The sequence below is a fragment of the Cycloclasticus sp. genome, assembly GCF_019090545.1.
Taxonomy (GTDB): Bacteria; Pseudomonadota; Gammaproteobacteria; order Methylococcales; family Cycloclasticaceae; genus Cycloclasticus; species Cycloclasticus pugetii.
In genome coordinates, this window is the sequence record NZ_JAHRVT010000033.1 from 37,221 (window position 1) to 53,985 (window position 16,765).

Genomic DNA, 16,765 nt, shown 5'->3' on the forward strand with positions numbered 1-16,765 from the left:
AGGACGTTAGAAATAAAATGAGTTTGGTACAGTCGAACCAAGGTTTGGTCTGACGGTTGGTTGTGGTATTGCACGTAAGTTATCTGCCTGAGTAGATACTGGCTGTGCGGGTTTAGGTTCAGGTTTGGGCATCAGTTGTCTGATATCCAATTGACCTTCACCGTGCATTCTCATCTTGTCTGGATCAGACAAAATTAAAATGGTCGCCATCAGTTCGTGATAGAGATTGTCTGTCACAGGGCCGGTCTTCGGCAGACGAACAAATAAATTGTCCATCGCTTCAACCATCGGCTGAACTCGATGATCCAGGAATGACAAACCATCCAACTTGTCTCTTAATCGCTTGAGAGGATTAAGGGCTCGCTGGCTGATTTGATTCTTACCTGCAACGGAACGCTCAAACAGTTCATTGGCATCACGAGCCACCTCCCTAAAGAGGGTGTGTCCCATACCATTGACCTTGTCATCTAAGCCACCAGCTTGTTCAGCCGGTTGCATTCGATAGATGGCATAATCGAACTGAAGCCGTTGTTCCACGTCTTCGATGGGTGACAGCGCACGCCGGATTGCATCTGCAAATTCCGGGTGTTTTGCAACCCAGTCAAACGTCACCTGATCATAGTTGTCCAAGAACAACTGCTTGCACTGCGCAAACTCCTGACCGATCCGGTCAAGCTCTGGAACAATCTGATCAATTCGGTCCTCAGGGACGGCATAGCCACCTAAAAACCGCACACCGACTTGCTCACACAAGCGCTGCGCTTCTTTCTTAAGCCTTTCAAAGTTCGCCAATGCCTCAGGGTCGCAAATTTTTTTACTCCCTAAGCTGGCAACATCCTTCGGTGGAAGTTGGCTACCATTGGCTAATCTGAAATCTTCAGGCCTTAGTTTTTTTCTACCGCTCCAGATGGAACAGTCGATGTGACAAATCAAAAGTTTGTCGAGGGTTTGAATACTCATAGTGCATCCTCATGCGAGATGGGGACGCACCACTCCCAACAGGAGCAATGGCCCCCATTTGGGTGGTAGTAGTTGACGCGCTAATGGCAACATCACTATCAGAAATAGTAATTTTGCGAATCAGGCGACGATTGGTTGAGATCGATTTTCGCAGGCATTAAGTCCAGTGCTTCAGCTATCGGGCGAACCCGCTCTAAATCACTGCCTAAAAGCCTCAATACATCTTTTTCCAACTTCAGTTGGTCAGATACTTCTATCCCATCAGGACTCGCTACTGTGAGCGAACACAGTGGTGGTAATTGACGCTTAAAGGCCAGTAACAGCAACAATGGCCATGGGCCATCATCAGTGTTAACAATGCCAGCGCCTTCACCTGACACCATGCTGATTTGATTGGTACTAGGTAATCCGCTTTTGCAAAATCCTAATGACCATTCTCCAATCCTGACCCGGTTATCATCAATAACAGCCAAGCCATAGGCTTCAAGCAGCTTTGCCATATCGAACAACGCTTTTTGCGCCAGCGATATTTGGCCATTGACGTCCTTGCGAGTACGAAACTCCCAACTGACGTTATTGGCGCACGCGACACTATCAAGCGCATTTGAGAGTTCAAATGGCCGCCCTTGATGATCAATGCCGACTTGTCCAACCAATCGATAACCCTTGTTGATTTTCTCATTGATTCTTCGGTCTGCTTCTGCGTTAGGATCAGTCGAATCAATCAATCGCTGCTGCGACAATTGACCGGCTTTTCCAAACCGAACTTCAATCTCCTGGTTATCTGATCCAACATAAATGGCCCATTCTTTGGCTGTCCCATCAGAATGACTGTAACGGTAAAGAGCAAAGCACTTTTCCATCATCAATCCTCCCAATGGTCACCGAAGACATCAGCGGCAATACGGTGAATGGCTTCACGTTGCTCCAACTCAGCACGAGCCGTCAAAGACCGAACCAGTGCATACTCCACTGCGTTAGGAGCACCTTTAAAAGCAAGTGTTAACTTTGCCCAGCGCACCAAGGTCCGAGTGGACATGGTGATACTAAGCTCAGCACCGCCATCCGCGCCCCCAATAAAAAGACGACGAATGTCACCAGCCACCTTCACCATTTTTTGGCGAAAGACTTCTGGCAAGCCCGGCGCAACGTTCTCCAGAATGGCTTCCTCTACAGAAGGCTCTGCATAGGTCGCTTCGATGATTCTAAAGCGATCAAGAAAAGCCAAATTCTGTTGAAGCACACCTTGATACAAGCCCGTTTGATCACCGCTGCCCGCACTGTTGCCGGTTGCGATAAAACGAAACTTGTTATGTGGCATGATGATCTCACCGCCATTTTGTGCGATGACCAACGGGGCACCTTCCAAAATGTCATTGAGCCCAGCCAGTTCAGCAGGCTCAGCAAGATCCATTTCATTAATGATCAGCAAATGGCCATGCTTGACAGCCATTGCCAGCGGTCCATACACAAAGGTCATGTTGCCATTAACCAGCGTGTGGTGACCGATAAGATCGGACAACTCCAATCGACCGTGCGCAGTAATTTGCTGAACAGGCCAATTCAATCGAGAAGCAACTTGGCAAATTAGCGAGGTCTTACCGCATCCAGTGGGGCCTGTAATATACAAACCGTCACCGTCTGGGTTAGACAAAAACGCCAATACGTCACGTAAGTCTTCTTTTCTAAAAACATACTCGTCCTTGCGAACGGGAATGTTTGGATGGGTAGTGTCGGCACCAAATCCTTCCAGAACGAAAGCATCAGGAGCCGGGACATTAAACGCTTGATTCACTTGAACCAAAAATGGGGATTGTTCAGTCATGGTAAACCTCATCAGTTTTGACGAGGCTCCATGCCCCAGCAGGGAATGAAGTCCCCGTCGGGTGGTGTGTTGATTGTGGTATGGCTGTGTATGTAAGAGTTCAGCTCGCTCTATCATTCGTACCCAGCATTGGCTACGAGTGAAACTGCTTTCTGATGCACTCGATGTAAGCGCATGAGAAAGGAGCCGAAATCGGCTCCAAGTGAACGTTAAAAATAAAATGAGCTCGGCGAGTCACCTGGCAGAACCAAGTTCTCTTGCTCAAGGCTGATTTTGATTGGTGTTTCAACGGGCTGATCTGGCTTATTGGTGCTGATACGCAACCGCTCTTGTGGCGCTTTTCGGTAAGCGGCTAAAACCTGTTCATCCAGCTCGCCTAACTTATCGGTGGCCAATTGCTTATAGTCCACCGTGCCCGCCATCATGTAGCGGCTGAGTTTGACCCCAGCATAGTCGGCATGAGCGTAGTTACCCATCATAGCGACCAATTTCGACTGAGCATCTCGCATTTCCTCTTTCAAAGATTTAATGTGGTTTTCCAGTCGGACCACTTCGGCGTGTGCTGAGCAATACTGTCGAGACAGCGATGTCCAACGGTATTGGGCTTCACCCTTGGGAACAAAACAATCTTGCTCAGGGCATTTTGGCGGTTCTTTTTTAGTTTGAACTAACTCCCAAAACTGAAGCGCCGTTTCTTGCAACTCAGTTAAGAACGCCGCGTCTCGTTGTATTTCAAACTCAATCAGTTGATCCTCAAAATAGAATACCAACCAACCACGCGTGCTATTGGCGACCAGTATTTGATGCTGTACTTGTACCCAATACAACTGGTACGCCTCGCTTTGTTCTCGGTGAGCTTGCACATCCTCAAAAACTGACTGGCAAGGACATTTCAGTTCAACGGGTTCGCCCGCATCGTTGATGCCATCAAAGCTGGCTCGAAAGATTGCGTTATGATCGGCTTCTGCACATAACGGCAGAAGAAAGTCATTATGCGCATTCTCAAATGCTCGCCTTGCTTGAGGCTCCAACCTTATACCGCGAAGCACATTTGGATTATTCGACAGGTCTTCCGGTAATACGAATCCAGTTTTTTCTGCCCATAATCGCCAAGGTGTTTTGTAGGGTGAACGCCCCATAATAATTGGGGCTTCAGATGCCGTAACCCCTGCAATGCGCCACTGGTGCCATGCAGGAGTACGTTGTGATAGGTCGATAACCTTCATATTGCCTCCTTTGAGGGGGAGACTCCCCCGAAGGAGAGAACTCCCCTTCAGGGTTAAGTGGTTACTTTGCTGCTTGTGCTAACGCTGTTTGGTGCTGAACAACACTTGCTTGAACCGAATCAATTGCCGCTTTACCGGCTTGAATCGAACCTAAGACAAGGGCAACAACCAATACCAAGCGAAAAAGTGAGGCTGATTTAGTCATGGAAGATCTCCAAAAAAGACGAGACCTTCCCCCTGATGGGAGAATAATCCCGCCAGGGTTAGTAAAATGAATGCGTGGCGCTAAGAAGCTAAAGGCTGTGTGAGCGCTTTGGCTGCTTGTTGCTGTGCATTAAAGATTTCTTGTTTCGCAAACGTCAGCTCAACACCTTGAAAATGTTCATTGGCATATTCCAATGCACTATTCCAAGCGTTTGAAGCTTCCGCCCGCTCGATAAGCTTGTAAACAAGCCCTCGGGTTCGATCATCAACTTGCTCGGGTGGAATCACCGATGGCTCAACAACGTGTGTTGCTTGGCCTTCGATAATTCGCTCCGCTTCGTCTTGATCGAAAATTCCCACAAAGCCAAACGCAATGCGGGAACACTGGATCATGGATTTATGCCTTAGCATTCGCTTAGTGTGCGTCTGCCATGGACCATCTACCCGGTAAGGGCCATTTTTGCCGTTACCTTCAAAAGGTGGTCGATAGACTTCATCCAGATACTCAGTGATTTTGACTGGGTGCGAACGGTCGCGCCGGTAGATAATGCATTCCATCCATTCAGGGCATTCTTTCGCGCCATCCAGTGAGACTTTGTTTTCTGAAGTCTTAAACTCCATGCCATCAAACTGGTCGTGTTGATTGATGATGCGAGACCATCCATCGACACCTACCACTGGAATAATTCCAGCTTGCTTATCAGGGAACGCAAAAATCTCTTTGGTGAAAGGGTTCAAGCCGTACTGATCTGCAACCACCAAGAGCGCCATCATCTGCTCATTGGTCGGTGCACTACCGTCACGTTGCTTGAATGCTGTTGCTTTTAGGGTATCGAACAGTTTGTTTGGATCGACACTAAAGCGCTCAGCAAAGCGTTGGATTAGCTTTGGTTTTTCCATTGTGGACTCCGACAATCAAAGTGGGAGTCTGCCCCTGACGGGAAAGTACTCCCGGCTGGGTTAAAGCGTTTTCGCTCGGTTAAAAATCTGGTTCAGGATAAGTTTGTGCCCAATTAGTTTGGGAGCCCGCATCATCCGCCGGTGATGGCTCAGATGCTTTGTTCACACTATCAAGAAGCAGAAACTCGTCCGCGTCCACTTCGGTCAATCGATGTTTAATGCCATCTTTCTCCCATGAGCGCGTGCGCTGAGGCCCTTGAACAAAAAGCTTTGCTCCTTTTTGGATTAAATCTTTTGCCCTGAGCCCTAACTTAAATCCACCACGATCTCGAAAAACGACCCGATGCCATTCCGTATGCTCTTTGAGCTCATTGGATTGACGGTCGCGCCATTTCTCAGAAGTGGCCAGCGAAATGCTGGTCACCAAATCACCTGATGGATAGGCTCGCGTCTCTGGCTCAGAGCCAACGTAGCCTATGAGTGTTACTTGGTTTTTCATGATGTTCTCCTCGTCTTAGTTGAACTCTGTGCACACAGTCGCTTCTACCCGGCTGGGCAAAGAAGACTGACGACGCAGATAGGTTGGTATTTCGAGTAAAGCCATGTCGTACTGATGTGGCTCTTTGTAAAACGCAGATGTCAAACGGGGCATACCAGGAGCTTTAGGCACTGCCATTGGACGACGTTTTGGTGTTGGTGTGAGCAATCGCTTGATTTGAGTAAGTACAAATCGAAACGGGCGCACGCTTTGACGAGCAAGCAATCGCAAAAGCGACCAGCTCAGTTTTGCAAGCAACATAATGCCTGCGATTTGGATAATAAATCCGAAGATATATTCCATTGGTGACTCCTTATGTTGGTTTTGAAGGAGTCACCCCCAACTGGGGAAAACTCCCCCAGCTGGGTGGTGAAAAGGCGAACCGTAAGGAACGCATGGTTGAGCATGTAAAAACATGCAGGCTATTTGTTTAAGGAGGCTAGCTACCTCTTAGTACCACTGAGAAAACTCAGCGGCGGGCTTCCTTTGAGCTCATGCTCTCAGGCGCAGATATCACTGAAACAGATCAGCAATATTTGATAGTCAGTGTAACCGTCTTATCCAGACAGGATAGTTAGAAAGATGCTCAATTCTTCCACCTAGCTGAAAGGCCATTACCTCACAGAGGATTAGTCTAGGGACTGATTATTGTCATATCAGGAGCAAACTTATGGCCCAAGCAAAACCCAATTACTCAAAACCCATCTTTGAACAATCATTCACAATTAACAGCTTACAGGCGCAACGTGTCGTTGACCGTGTTTTTAGGCGCACGGTCAGTGCGCTCTACGGAATCGATGTCATCCTACGCATCATTGGCGATGAGAACGAAATTGATGAAGTGGAACAGATCATTAGCCAGCTGATCGAGGATTGCGCTATGGCGGTAGACAACGAACAAGCTCGTTTGGACAAACTGATGGAGTCCAACGGTATCGATGAAGTACCTGACTACACCGATCCGATTACCTTCAACGCCAAAATCAGCTCGCCCCAAGTTGGCCAGTTTGTTGGCTTAGTTCGCAAACTCGATGCGTTGATGATCTCAATGGACACACTTTGGTTATCTAGCGTGCTTAGCAACAAGCAACGCGTTGATGGCAACTACGCATGGCAACAGCGCATTATCAAACTTGCACGACGCATTATTGATATCGAAATTCGAGCACGAAAATCAGCTCAAGCTAAGGGTAAAGAAGCAGAAGTTGAGCAAGCGGTGCCTTCAACCGATGACGATATCACTGAAGAGGAAACAGATAACCCCGCCAACTAGCCAACTAGGCTCCCATCAACCAGCCCCTCTCGAAGGGGCTAAGTACCTACCGACCCAAAGAAATCATCTTTTCCTGGGATTAATGTTGCACAAATAACATAACAAATTTATTATATAATAAATTTGTTATGGAGCATGTTATGAAGGTACTCTTCTTATGTACTGAAAATTCGGCTAGATCCATTATGGCCGAAGCATTGTTAAAACATCATGGTAAAGGTGACTACGAAGTCTACAGCGCTGGGACTGAGCCACATAGTGTTGATAATCGAACTCTGTCCGCTATTGAACACTTTGGATTAAGTACCGATGGCTTACGCTCTAAGCACCTCGATGAAGTTTCCAGTATCCATTTCGATTTCGTCATTACACTATGTGATAAGGCCGCAATAGAATGCGACAACCGAGTAAAAGGCACTAATTGCCTTGCTTGGGATTTTCCTGAGCCTCGGTCACGCAAAGGAGCCAATCCATTTGAAAAAACGCTACAAGAGCTCAATGAACGCATAAAAATGTTTTTGCTTATACAACAAAAGCAAAAACCCTCGCCTATAACACCTACTACTTTTTACAAAGCTCTGGCTGATGATATTCGCTTAAAAACACTATTAATTATTGCAGTGGAAAAAGAAGTGTGTGTTTGTGAATTAATGATTGCACTGGATGAAGAAAGCCAACCTAAGGTTTCTCGTCACCTCGCACAACTCAGAAAGTCAGGCATTCTATCTGACAGAAAACACCAGCAATGGGTATTTTATTCAATTAATCCAACATTACCTGCCTGGATGAAACAAATTATCACATCAACAGTCGTTAATGAGCCGATTTTCATCGAACAAGAGTTAGCTCGATTAAATACGATGGGTGATCGACCGACCCGAGTGGCTAGCTGCTGCGAATAAGGAGATTAAATATGGGTATTTTTGAACGCTACTTATCTGTTTGGGTAGCGATATCTATTGCCGCAGGTGTGACATTGGGCGTTATCTATCCTCCGATTTTTGAAGCGATAGCAAAGCTGGAAGTCGCACATGTCAATATAGTCGTTGCCGTCTTCATTTGGGTAATGATCTACCCCATGATGGTTCAAATAGATTTCACAACAATTAAAGAAGTTGGCAAAAACCCGCAAGGGCTTGTATTAACCTTAGTGATTAACTGGCTTATCAAACCGTTTTCAATGGCGGCATTAGGTTGGTTGTTTTTTGAAGGACTATTTGCCGATTTTGTTTCACCGGAAACCGCGCAAGAATATATCGCAGGAATGATTTTACTTGGCGTAGCACCGTGTACGGCAATGGTATTTGTCTGGTCACAACTGACTAAAGGTGATGCAAACTACACGTTAGTTCAAGTTTCGGTTAACGATATCATCATGATTTTTGCGTTCGCTCCAATTGCAGGGTTATTGCTGGGAGTGACCGATATTCATGTGCCTTGGGGAACTTTGTTTATTTCTGTCGTCTTATACGTATTGCTACCCTTAATCGCAGGCGTACTCACCAGAAGAAGTTTAAACCGCTCAGGTCGTGATGAAACTGCAATTATCTCATTATTAGAAAAGCTAAAACCTTTTTCAGTCATTGGCTTGTTAGCGACAGTAGTACTACTTTTCGGCTTTCAAGCGAACACCATTTTAGATCAACCACTCAATATCTTGTTAATCGCGATTCCGCTGGTTATTCAAACTTATGGCATTTTCATTATTGCCTATTTTATTGCGGTAAAACTCAAGCTTAAACACAACATTGCAGGACCATCGTGCTTAATTGGCACATCAAATTTCTTTGAGTTGGCAGTCGCTGTAGCTATCTCTCTTTTTGGCCTCAATTCAGGCGCAGCACTGGCTACAGTCGTTGGCGTACTTGTTGAGGTTCCGGTTATGTTAAGTTTGGTTTGGTTTGTCAACCGCACTCGGCATTGGTTTGGAGAAGTCTAATGTTTGAGATTTTTACTCTGTTTGCCGATTGGGTCACTTTTTCCTTACTCGCACTTTCAGCAGATACGAAATTAGGTGATGCGACACACTTTTTTATCGAAGATGTCAGCAAGATATTCGCACTGCTACTCGTCTTGATTTATATCATTGCCTTGCTGCGTGCATCGCTTAATGTCGAACGTGTTAGGGATTATCTTGCAGGTAAAAATCGTGGAATCGGTTACCTCTTAGGCTCCAGCTTTGGTGCGATCACCCCTTTTTGTTCATGCTCCAGTATCCCGGTGTTTTTAGGATTTACCTCCGCAGGCATTCCCGTTGGCATAACCATGGCATTTCTGCTCACATCGCCCCTCATTAATGAAGTTGCCGTTCTGCTGTTAATGAGCTTACTGGGCTGGAAGTTCACCTTACTTTATGTGGTGATTGGCATGGCAGTGGGTATTTTAGGGGGCTTATTTTTAGACACCATTAAAGCCGAGCGCTGGTTGCAATCCTTTGCGGCAAAGGCACTGGCAAAAGGCCAGGCACAGCAAAAAAACACTTCAACCAATCCCGACACAATAAAAATGACCTTTGTCGAACGTCATGATTTTGCAAAAGCAGAAACATTAGAAATATTTGGCCGTGTCTGGAAATGGGTCATTATCGGCGTTGGCTTAGGGGCCGCATTACATGGATTTTTGCCCGACGGGTGGATTGAACAGCATTTAGGTGACGGTCAATGGTGGTCGGTTCCAGTGGCTGTACTAGTAGGCATTCCACTGTATTCAAATGCCACCGGCGTCATTCCGGTGATGGAAAGCCTGATCGTCAATGGCTTACCCATTGGCACGACCCTCGCATTCTGTATGAGTACGGTAGCAGCCAGTTTCCCTGAATTTATTTTGCTCAAACAAGTAATGCAATGGCGTTTACTGGCGACGGTATTTGCCATGTTGTTAGTGTCATTTACCCTTGTTGGGTGGTTATTTAACGCATTTTCTTCTTTTTTATGAGGTGATTTATGAAACAAATAAAAGTACTCGGTAGCGGCTGCACTAAATGTGTAAAAACCGCAGAACTGATTGAAAAAATAGCCAGTGAAATCAATGTCTCTGTCAATGTGTCAAAAGAAACATCGCCCGAGATAATCATGTCCTATGGCGTTATGAGCACACCCGCAGTTGTGATTGATGAGCAATTAGTCCATTCAGGCTCTATGCCGCACTCAGCACAAATCAAAGAATGGCTACAGGAGCAATCTTCATGACTCATCCTTTTGATCTGCTCAAACTTGATAATGGCGCTAGCTTTATCTTTACACCATGTCCCGGAACAAAGGACGTTGATTTAACAACGTCTGTAAAGCAATTAAAAAATGCAGGTGCACAAGCGATTGTTACTCTGATGTATGACGCAGAAATGAAGAAAAACGAAGCAGAAACACTTCCCCATGCGTGTAACGAACAAGGCATAAAATGGTTTCAGTTACCTATTTTAGATGACGATGCACCGAATGAAGATTTTGCAACGGCTTTCAAATGTCACCTTGATGACTTGCTATCTATTTTGCGCAATCAAGGCACGGTTGCGGTCCATTGCAAAGGCGGCTCTGGTCGCACGGGCTTAGTTATTGGACTACTCATGTATGAACTAGGCTACGACAAAACAGAGATTATTAACCAAGTACAGAAAGTACGCCCTAAGGCGCTTTCACATCCAGTTCAACTTTCTTTTTTCAATGCGTTTCAAAAAGTAGGGGCTTAAAAATGGCAATTAAAATTGGTATTAACGGGTTTGGCCGCATGGGACGATTAACACTTAGAGCCGCTTTTGGCTGGCAAGACGTAGAATTTGTCCAAATCAACGACCCTGCTGGCAACGCAGAAACACTAGCTCATTTGTTAAAGTATGATTCTGTACATGGCACCTGGTCACATGATGTAACTCATGATGAAAATAATGTGAAAATCGACGGTCAAGCTATTCGTGTAACGCAAAACAAAGCGATTAGCGATACCGATTGGCCTGAATGTGATTTGGTCATTGAAGCATCAGGCAAGATGAAGAAAACCGAGTTACTGCAAGCCTATTTAGATCAAGGTGTTAAGAAAGTAGTGGTCACTGCACCAGTCAAAGAAGAAGGCGTGCTCAATGTGGTTATGGGTGTTAACGACCACCTGTACGATGTTAAGCAACACGCCATCGTTACGGCAGCGTCTTGCACCACCAACTGCTTAGCTCCAGTCGTGAAGGTTTTACAGGATAAAATCGGCATCAAACATGGCTCGATGACAACCATCCACGATATTACCAATACTCAAACCATTTTGGATGCACCGCATAAAGATTTACGTAGAGCGCGAGCCTGTGGCATGAGCCTTATTCCAACCACCACTGGCTCTGCAACAGCGATCACCCATATTTTCCCTGAGTTGAAAGGCAAGCTGAACGGTCATGCAGTACGCGTACCATTGGCGAATGCATCGCTTACTGATTGTGTATTTGAAGTTGAGCGTCCTACAACGGAAGCTGAAATTAACGCTTGGATGAAAGAAGCGGCTGAGGGCGAGTTAAAAGACATTTTGGGCTATGAAGAAAAGCCACTTGTGTCAATCGACTATAAAACCGATCCACGCTCTAGCATCGTCGATGCGTTATCAACAATGGTGGTCAACGGCACTCAAGTGAAGCTGTATACATGGTATGACAACGAATGGGGATACGCGAACAGAACGGCTGAGCTTGCTCGTAAAGTTGGCCTATCAATTAAAGGATAATGTAATAATATGAAGCGCTTGGCATCATTATCAGACGATATAAAGCAGTACCTCGTTGTAACAGGTAACTACTGGGCATTTACCTTAACAGATGGCGCACTTCGCATGTTAGTCGTGCTTCATTTCCATGCGTTAGGCTATAGTCCGCTTAGCATTGCGATGTTGTTCTTGTTTTATGAAATCTTTGGCGTTGTCACCAACTTGGTTGGCGGCTTCTTAGGTGCTCGTTTAGGGCTCAATAAAACCATGAACATTGGCTTAGCCATTCAGGTTATTGCCTTACTCATGCTAGCTATTCCGGCTGAATGGTTAACCGTTGTGTATGTGATGATTGCACAAGCGCTTTCAGGCATTGCCAAAGACTTAAACAAAATGAGCGCTAAAAGCTCGATTAAGGCATTGGTTGCCGCAGGACAAGAAGGCACGCTGTTTAAATGGGTTGCCGTATTAACAGGCTCCAAAAATGCCCTAAAAGGCGTTGGCTTTTTCTTAGGTGGCTTGTTGTTAACCTTGCTATCCTTCAAGGGCGCAATGTTGCTAATGGCAGGTGTATTAACACTTGTATGGTGTTACAGCCTTTACGCCTTAAAAAGTGACTTAGGAAAAGCAAAGAACAAGCCTAAGTTTACCGATATTTTTTCAAAGAGTCGCTCAATTAACATTTTGTCGGCTGCACGATTATTCTTATTTGGTGCACGTGACGTCTGGTTTGTCGTCGCACTGCCTGTATTTTTATCGCAAGCATTTGATTGGGACCATTGGACTGTAGGTGGCTTCCTTGCGCTTTGGGTGATTGGTTACGGCATTGTGCAATCAATGGCTCCTAAGTTAATCAACTTCAAAGACAACTTATCTCCGGCAACCGAAACCGTAAAATGGGCAAGCTTGTTGGCATTAGTGACATTAGGTATCGCCTTATCATTATATTTTAGCTGGGAAGTTAAAACGGTACTCATTACCGGCTTAATGATATTTGGTGTACTGTTCGCCATTAACTCATCGCTACACAGTTATTTAATTGTAAGCATGGCAGATGCCGATGGTGTTTCCCTTGATGTTGGCTTTTACTATATGGCAAATGCGATGGGCCGTTTGATTGGCACAGTATTATCTGGCTGGGTTTTCCAGCTATACGGATTAGCAGCTTGCCTAGCCATCTCCTTTGCTTTTATTAGTTTAGCTGCTCTTATTTCCGCTAAATTGCCAAATATAGTCCCTCGATACCGCCCTTAGCGCATTTACCTTAACAAGGCATGAGTTTCAGATAGTTCTGTTCTACAGCAATCAGGTTACACTTCATGAACTCATGGAACTGAAGTCGCAGGTAATACAGAGTGCCAATTTGGTTACTTTAATGCTGTAAATCATTATTAAAGTAACCAATATAGAACATTATGACGAAAGTCATCTGTACTGAACTTTTCCTCTCAAGCGTTCTGACAGGACGCTCAATTATTCCCCGAAATTTCTTCCGTCGCCTCCTGACGCAGTTTCTGGGTATCCATTCCGTTTAGCCTTTCAATAGCTCTTTCTGCGGCACTCTGACGATTTCCATCCACGTTTAGCGTACTTCCTGAGCCTGTGAGTCTTTCCAGATCCAGTGACGGTACTTCGGGTAGGTTGCCCGTGATCGACAAGATACCTATCCATTCATCCAGATTAACTTGGCTCCAATCCACCTGGTTTAACTGACTCGCGGTCAATCCTTCACAGTTGGGAGATTTCGCACTGCCCCAGCCAAGGCCCAATTGCGGACGCACTTGCTCTTGAATGATCCGTGAAAGCGGCGAAGTAAAGCAGCAATATGATTGCCGTTTCTCAACACAGGCACCTAAGAACTTAGACTTGCAGTAAGAGCCCACATAGTGGCAACTCTTCAATACCCGCTTAGCGTTCATCTCAAACTCACTCTGCTCACATTTCCAGATAAGCTGAATGAGGATCATGGTGACTGAGTAAATCATGTAGGCCGTCATAACCGTACTCAGAACCGCGCCCGCAGCGCCCCCTAGGGCAAAGTTACCACCCGAAACAACACCATCGGCTCCAACCGCGCCACCAACGTTGCTAAACAGTGCCGATTGCGCCCCCGAACCAAAGGTCGTACCTACCCATTCAGCCGTTTTGTTGGTCAACACCTGCATGAAGCCAGTCGCAGCTTGCTCCGCTCCCGCGCCAGCAGCCGTTGATGGCCCAGCCCCCATGAGAGAGTCCCATGCAGACACAAAGGGCTCTTTGACCGCACTCCAAGTACTGGTGATTGGTTCCCTGAGCGTATTCCAGGAACCATAGATTGCCGAAGACGGATTCATAGCCATGACTGCCGTATCAAGCTTGTTGACCGCCACTATCATCGTGATGTAGTCCGATAGCGACACGCCACTTGGCTTTTCACAGCAATCCACTATACCGCCAACGGCTTTTTTGCATTGGCCAGCATTACCTTTAAAAACCGTACACTCAACGTTGTCTTGGCCATCAGCGCCCGTGCATGACATATCATTGGTCATAAACTGCGCCGCATTAAGCATTGCAGCGGCTTCTGCAAAGTTAGCCTGCTTGATTGACTCTGGCTCTAAACAATCTGTGCCCATACAGCGAACTGGCCCCTCACAGTTGTATTGAGTTTCCATTCGTGCATTTTGCACTTCGACGCTTTGTCCGCAGTCATACACCAAACTTTGGATATAGCAGAAGCCTTCATGACCAGCCCCGCCTTCAGTGCATTCGGTTCTGACGTACTGGCAGGCCGGGTTTTGCTCTAGCGCGGCACACGTATTGGTGGTCGTGTTTTGTCCGTTATTGACGATGGTTTGTGTATTACCATTGGCATCTACCCAGCTATCTGAGCTGCCCATGTTGAACTCTGGGTGAACAGTCGAAGCATTGTAGGTCGCTCTTGCCCTCCAGCATGAGAGCCCCAGTCCATCAGAGCTGCCACGACTGGTTAAATGAGCAGGAGACGAAACAACCGTCGGATAAAGGCTTCCAAGATTGGCCAACTCGCCACTACCAACTGTTAACCCGTCGATTCGTTTTATGCCCGTATCCAAACACTGCCACTGCACCGCAGTAAACTGATCCGTTTGCATCAAGCATTGGTCTATGCCCGGATCACTTGATTGATGAACAACGTCTTGCTTTAAGTATTTGCCAGAGAAGGTCATGGAAGCGCTCAGTTTCGCAGGAGCCAAGCACTTCTGAACTTCTCGGCTGCAAGTATCGAAATCGACTTTGTTCCAGCCGGTTTCACATCTGGAACGAGTGACTTCCTGAGGTTCATGCCACGAAATAATCGACCCATTAACGACCTTGCACAATGAGCCAACCAAGGTTCCTTTTGGACAGGTCATTTCAGGGTACTTAATGGACGGTTTCGTCTCAGTCACCGTCTCCTTATTGCCCGTCAATGAGAGTGTCGTTTTCCAACCATTTGCCTTTGACGGCGACTCGGTGATTTTTATCTCAGTATTTTGATTATCAAAAATCCTCAGTGTCGCGTTTCCAGTTTGCATAGTACTGCTGTGCTGTGGAACAAAGCTGAGCGTTTCAGAGCTAAAGCAACCGCGCTCAATGGACAAGCTTTGTTGATGTGTTTCGGCGGATACACGTCGCTCTAACTGACACTGAGTAAGCGTGCTGATCTTCTCGCACACCTGGTAATCCGGTACATGCTTGGTTTCAGTAAATGGCGTAATCGTCTGGGTAGGCTCACAGGCCTCAAAACTACTTGGCATAAGGTTGGATACCACACACTTTGGATCGCTGGTTTGCAATCCACAGTCATAGGTATCGGTAAAACGAATGCATTCACCTTTATCATTGGTTTCGGCACATTCTGACGACATGAATCCACAGGAAGGATTCGCTTCAAGCACTTGGCAGGCCTGATTTTCAATCCCCTTATAGCTTTCATCATCCACACTGACTTGTACACGCCGACACAAAGGCGATATGCCAGCCACAGGGCTTGGAGCAAAGTAGGATTCACAAACTGAAACACCATTGACCACCGTACATCCGTTGGTTGAAGACGGCTGATCCGTACATTGAATGCTGTAGTCAGAAAACTTAGCCGGGATATCCGCTGCTTGTTCAATACAGGATTGTGGCGACCAACTATCATTCATCACCACCTTGGTTGGATCAAAGCGCACCTTGATGCGTGCATACCCCTCACCACTACCCGTAACCGATACGCGAATTTTTACCGGCACTTCTAAACCGGGCTCTACCGCTTTTAGCTTGGCAGTGAGATCGGTATTTGGATTGCGCTCCCAACTGGTACTGAGCTCGCAGCGGCCAGCCGTTTCTGGTGGAAAGTTATTGTTCGGCCCAGACCAGACTTTCTGATCGCCAAGCCACACTTGCATGTAGTCATCCCATTTGGCGTACTCAAGAACGGCTGAGGTAATCGCATCGGGGTTCACGACTTTGAGTGTGATGGCCTGTTCAAACACTTTACAACGGCCACTCCAGTAGTTGTCGCCAATTCGTCCAATCCAAACTTCAAGACATCCCTCACCACAAGAGCGAAGGTTCATTGGTCCTGAAACATGCTCAATGATGCCAGCCGTGTAATCGTGAGTAATAGTGCAGCTGTTAACCGCTGTATTGAGCCTGTCGCATTGCTGGTAATTTGGGCTGCCTTCACCTTGAGACTCACAGCCGGGGAAGCTTTGGGTTAATAGATTGGGGTCAGTTTGAACCGCATCAGTTAATGCCCAAAGCGGATCATTGACCATATCTGGCCGAGACCTGTCTTTGATTTGCTGGAGCGAGCGAAACGCCTCACCCGTAGCGCCATTTTCGGATGCCATGCTCTCTTGGCGCTGCGTCCCCAATTGATTCATGCTGGCATCAGAGCCATAAACGCCCGTTAAGACATCCAATGAGCCCTGATCCATACCAGGGAAAAGCTCTTGCAAGTTAATGGACTCATTACCACTGCCATTCGGCACCGACAATGTATTGCCATTGAGTGCGGGCATCGTCCAGTTTTGCAGCAATTGCTTACCTTCTTGTTGTCCGCTTAGGCCGGCTTGGCGCTGCACATCAGCGGCCACACCATGTAAGGGCAAGCACGCCATAGTGATTGATAAAACACCCGCTAAAACTCGGGTAAAAAGTGTTGGTTTCAT

The 16,765-nt window shown here is 46.5% G+C and carries 17 protein-coding genes; 8 read left to right on the forward strand and 9 right to left on the reverse strand.

The window, feature by feature from the left end; genetic code table 11:
- Nucleotides 1–6: 6 nt before the first annotated feature.
- The 8 genes from KUG63_RS07850 to KUG63_RS07885 form a co-directional block, all read right to left on the reverse strand.
- Nucleotides 7–960 (reverse strand): DUF3150 domain-containing protein, encoded by a 954-nt coding sequence (locus tag KUG63_RS07850; RefSeq protein ID WP_032475126.1) that lies wholly within the window; start codon nt 958–960, stop codon nt 7–9.
- A gap of 98 nt (nt 961–1,058) precedes the next feature.
- Nucleotides 1,059–1,826, reverse strand: a complete 768-nt coding sequence (locus KUG63_RS07855) for a hypothetical protein (RefSeq protein WP_287554676.1) — start codon at nt 1,824–1,826, stop codon at nt 1,059–1,061.
- Nucleotides 1,826–2,785 (reverse strand): AAA family ATPase, encoded by a 960-nt coding sequence (locus tag KUG63_RS07860; protein ID WP_015066583.1) that lies wholly within the window; start codon nt 2,783–2,785, stop codon nt 1,826–1,828. Before KUG63_RS07860 ends, KUG63_RS07855 begins: the two co-directional genes overlap by 1 nt.
- Before the next feature lie 209 nt (nt 2,786–2,994).
- On the reverse strand, nt 2,995–4,011 hold the full coding sequence (locus KUG63_RS07865) for a YqaJ viral recombinase family protein (protein WP_177340608.1): 1,017 nt from the start codon (nt 4,009–4,011) through the stop codon (nt 2,995–2,997).
- 61 nt (nt 4,012–4,072) lie between these two features.
- Entirely contained in the window at nt 4,073–4,216 is a 144-nt protein-coding gene (locus KUG63_RS07870) for a hypothetical protein (RefSeq protein ID WP_015066581.1), read from the reverse strand.
- Between the two features lie 80 nt (nt 4,217–4,296).
- Nucleotides 4,297–5,115, reverse strand: coding sequence for a phage recombination protein Bet (bet, locus tag KUG63_RS07875; protein WP_000414662.1), 819 nt, complete (start codon nt 5,113–5,115; stop codon nt 4,297–4,299).
- Between the two features lie 79 nt (nt 5,116–5,194).
- On the reverse strand, nt 5,195–5,614 hold the full coding sequence (locus KUG63_RS07880; RefSeq protein ID WP_000795986.1) for a single-stranded DNA-binding protein: 420 nt from the start codon (nt 5,612–5,614) through the stop codon (nt 5,195–5,197).
- Nucleotides 5,615–5,629: 15 nt separating this feature from the next.
- Nucleotides 5,630–5,956 carry a hypothetical protein gene (locus KUG63_RS07885; protein WP_000455722.1) on the reverse strand — a complete coding sequence of 109 codons (327 nt, stop codon included), beginning with the start codon at nt 5,954–5,956 and terminating at the stop codon, nt 5,630–5,632.
- Between the two features lie 367 nt (nt 5,957–6,323).
- On the opposite strand from KUG63_RS07885, the gene KUG63_RS07890 reads away from it, so the two are divergent.
- The 8 genes from KUG63_RS07890 (at nt 6,324) to arsJ (ending at nt 12,857) form a co-directional block, all read left to right on the forward strand.
- Nucleotides 6,324–6,926, forward strand: coding sequence for a hypothetical protein (locus KUG63_RS07890; RefSeq protein ID WP_015066579.1), 603 nt, complete (start codon nt 6,324–6,326; stop codon nt 6,924–6,926).
- 140 nt (nt 6,927–7,066) lie between these two features.
- Entirely contained in the window at nt 7,067–7,828 is a 762-nt protein-coding gene (locus KUG63_RS07895) for a metalloregulator ArsR/SmtB family transcription factor (RefSeq protein ID WP_287554681.1), read from the forward strand.
- 11 nt (nt 7,829–7,839) lie between these two features.
- Nucleotides 7,840–8,865 carry an ACR3 family arsenite efflux transporter gene (gene arsB / locus KUG63_RS07900; protein WP_287554682.1) on the forward strand — a complete coding sequence of 342 codons (1,026 nt, stop codon included), beginning with the start codon at nt 7,840–7,842 and terminating at the stop codon, nt 8,863–8,865.
- Nucleotides 8,865–9,860 carry a permease gene (locus KUG63_RS07905; RefSeq protein WP_287554683.1) on the forward strand — a complete coding sequence of 332 codons (996 nt, stop codon included), beginning with the start codon at nt 8,865–8,867 and terminating at the stop codon, nt 9,858–9,860. The genes arsB and KUG63_RS07905 overlap by 1 nt, the downstream gene beginning before the upstream one ends.
- Before the next feature lie 8 nt (nt 9,861–9,868).
- Entirely contained in the window at nt 9,869–10,114 is a 246-nt protein-coding gene (locus KUG63_RS07910; protein WP_287554684.1) for a thioredoxin family protein, read from the forward strand.
- Entirely contained in the window at nt 10,111–10,611 is a 501-nt protein-coding gene (locus tag KUG63_RS07915) for a dual specificity protein phosphatase family protein (RefSeq protein ID WP_287554685.1), read from the forward strand. The genes KUG63_RS07910 and KUG63_RS07915 overlap by 4 nt, the downstream gene beginning before the upstream one ends.
- Nucleotides 10,612–10,613: 2 nt before the next feature.
- Complete coding sequence (locus tag KUG63_RS07920; protein ID WP_287554686.1) at nt 10,614–11,624, forward strand: ArsJ-associated glyceraldehyde-3-phosphate dehydrogenase; 1,011 nt, start codon at nt 10,614–10,616, stop codon at nt 11,622–11,624.
- A gap of 9 nt (nt 11,625–11,633) precedes the next feature.
- Complete coding sequence (arsJ, locus tag KUG63_RS07925; protein WP_287554687.1) at nt 11,634–12,857, forward strand: organoarsenical effux MFS transporter ArsJ; 1,224 nt, start codon at nt 11,634–11,636, stop codon at nt 12,855–12,857.
- 215 nt (nt 12,858–13,072) lie between these two features.
- Here the strand turns inward: arsJ and traN are convergent, their stop codons facing one another.
- Nucleotides 13,073–16,765, reverse strand: a complete 3,693-nt coding sequence (traN, locus tag KUG63_RS07930; protein ID WP_287554688.1) for a conjugal transfer protein TraN — start codon at nt 16,763–16,765, stop codon at nt 13,073–13,075.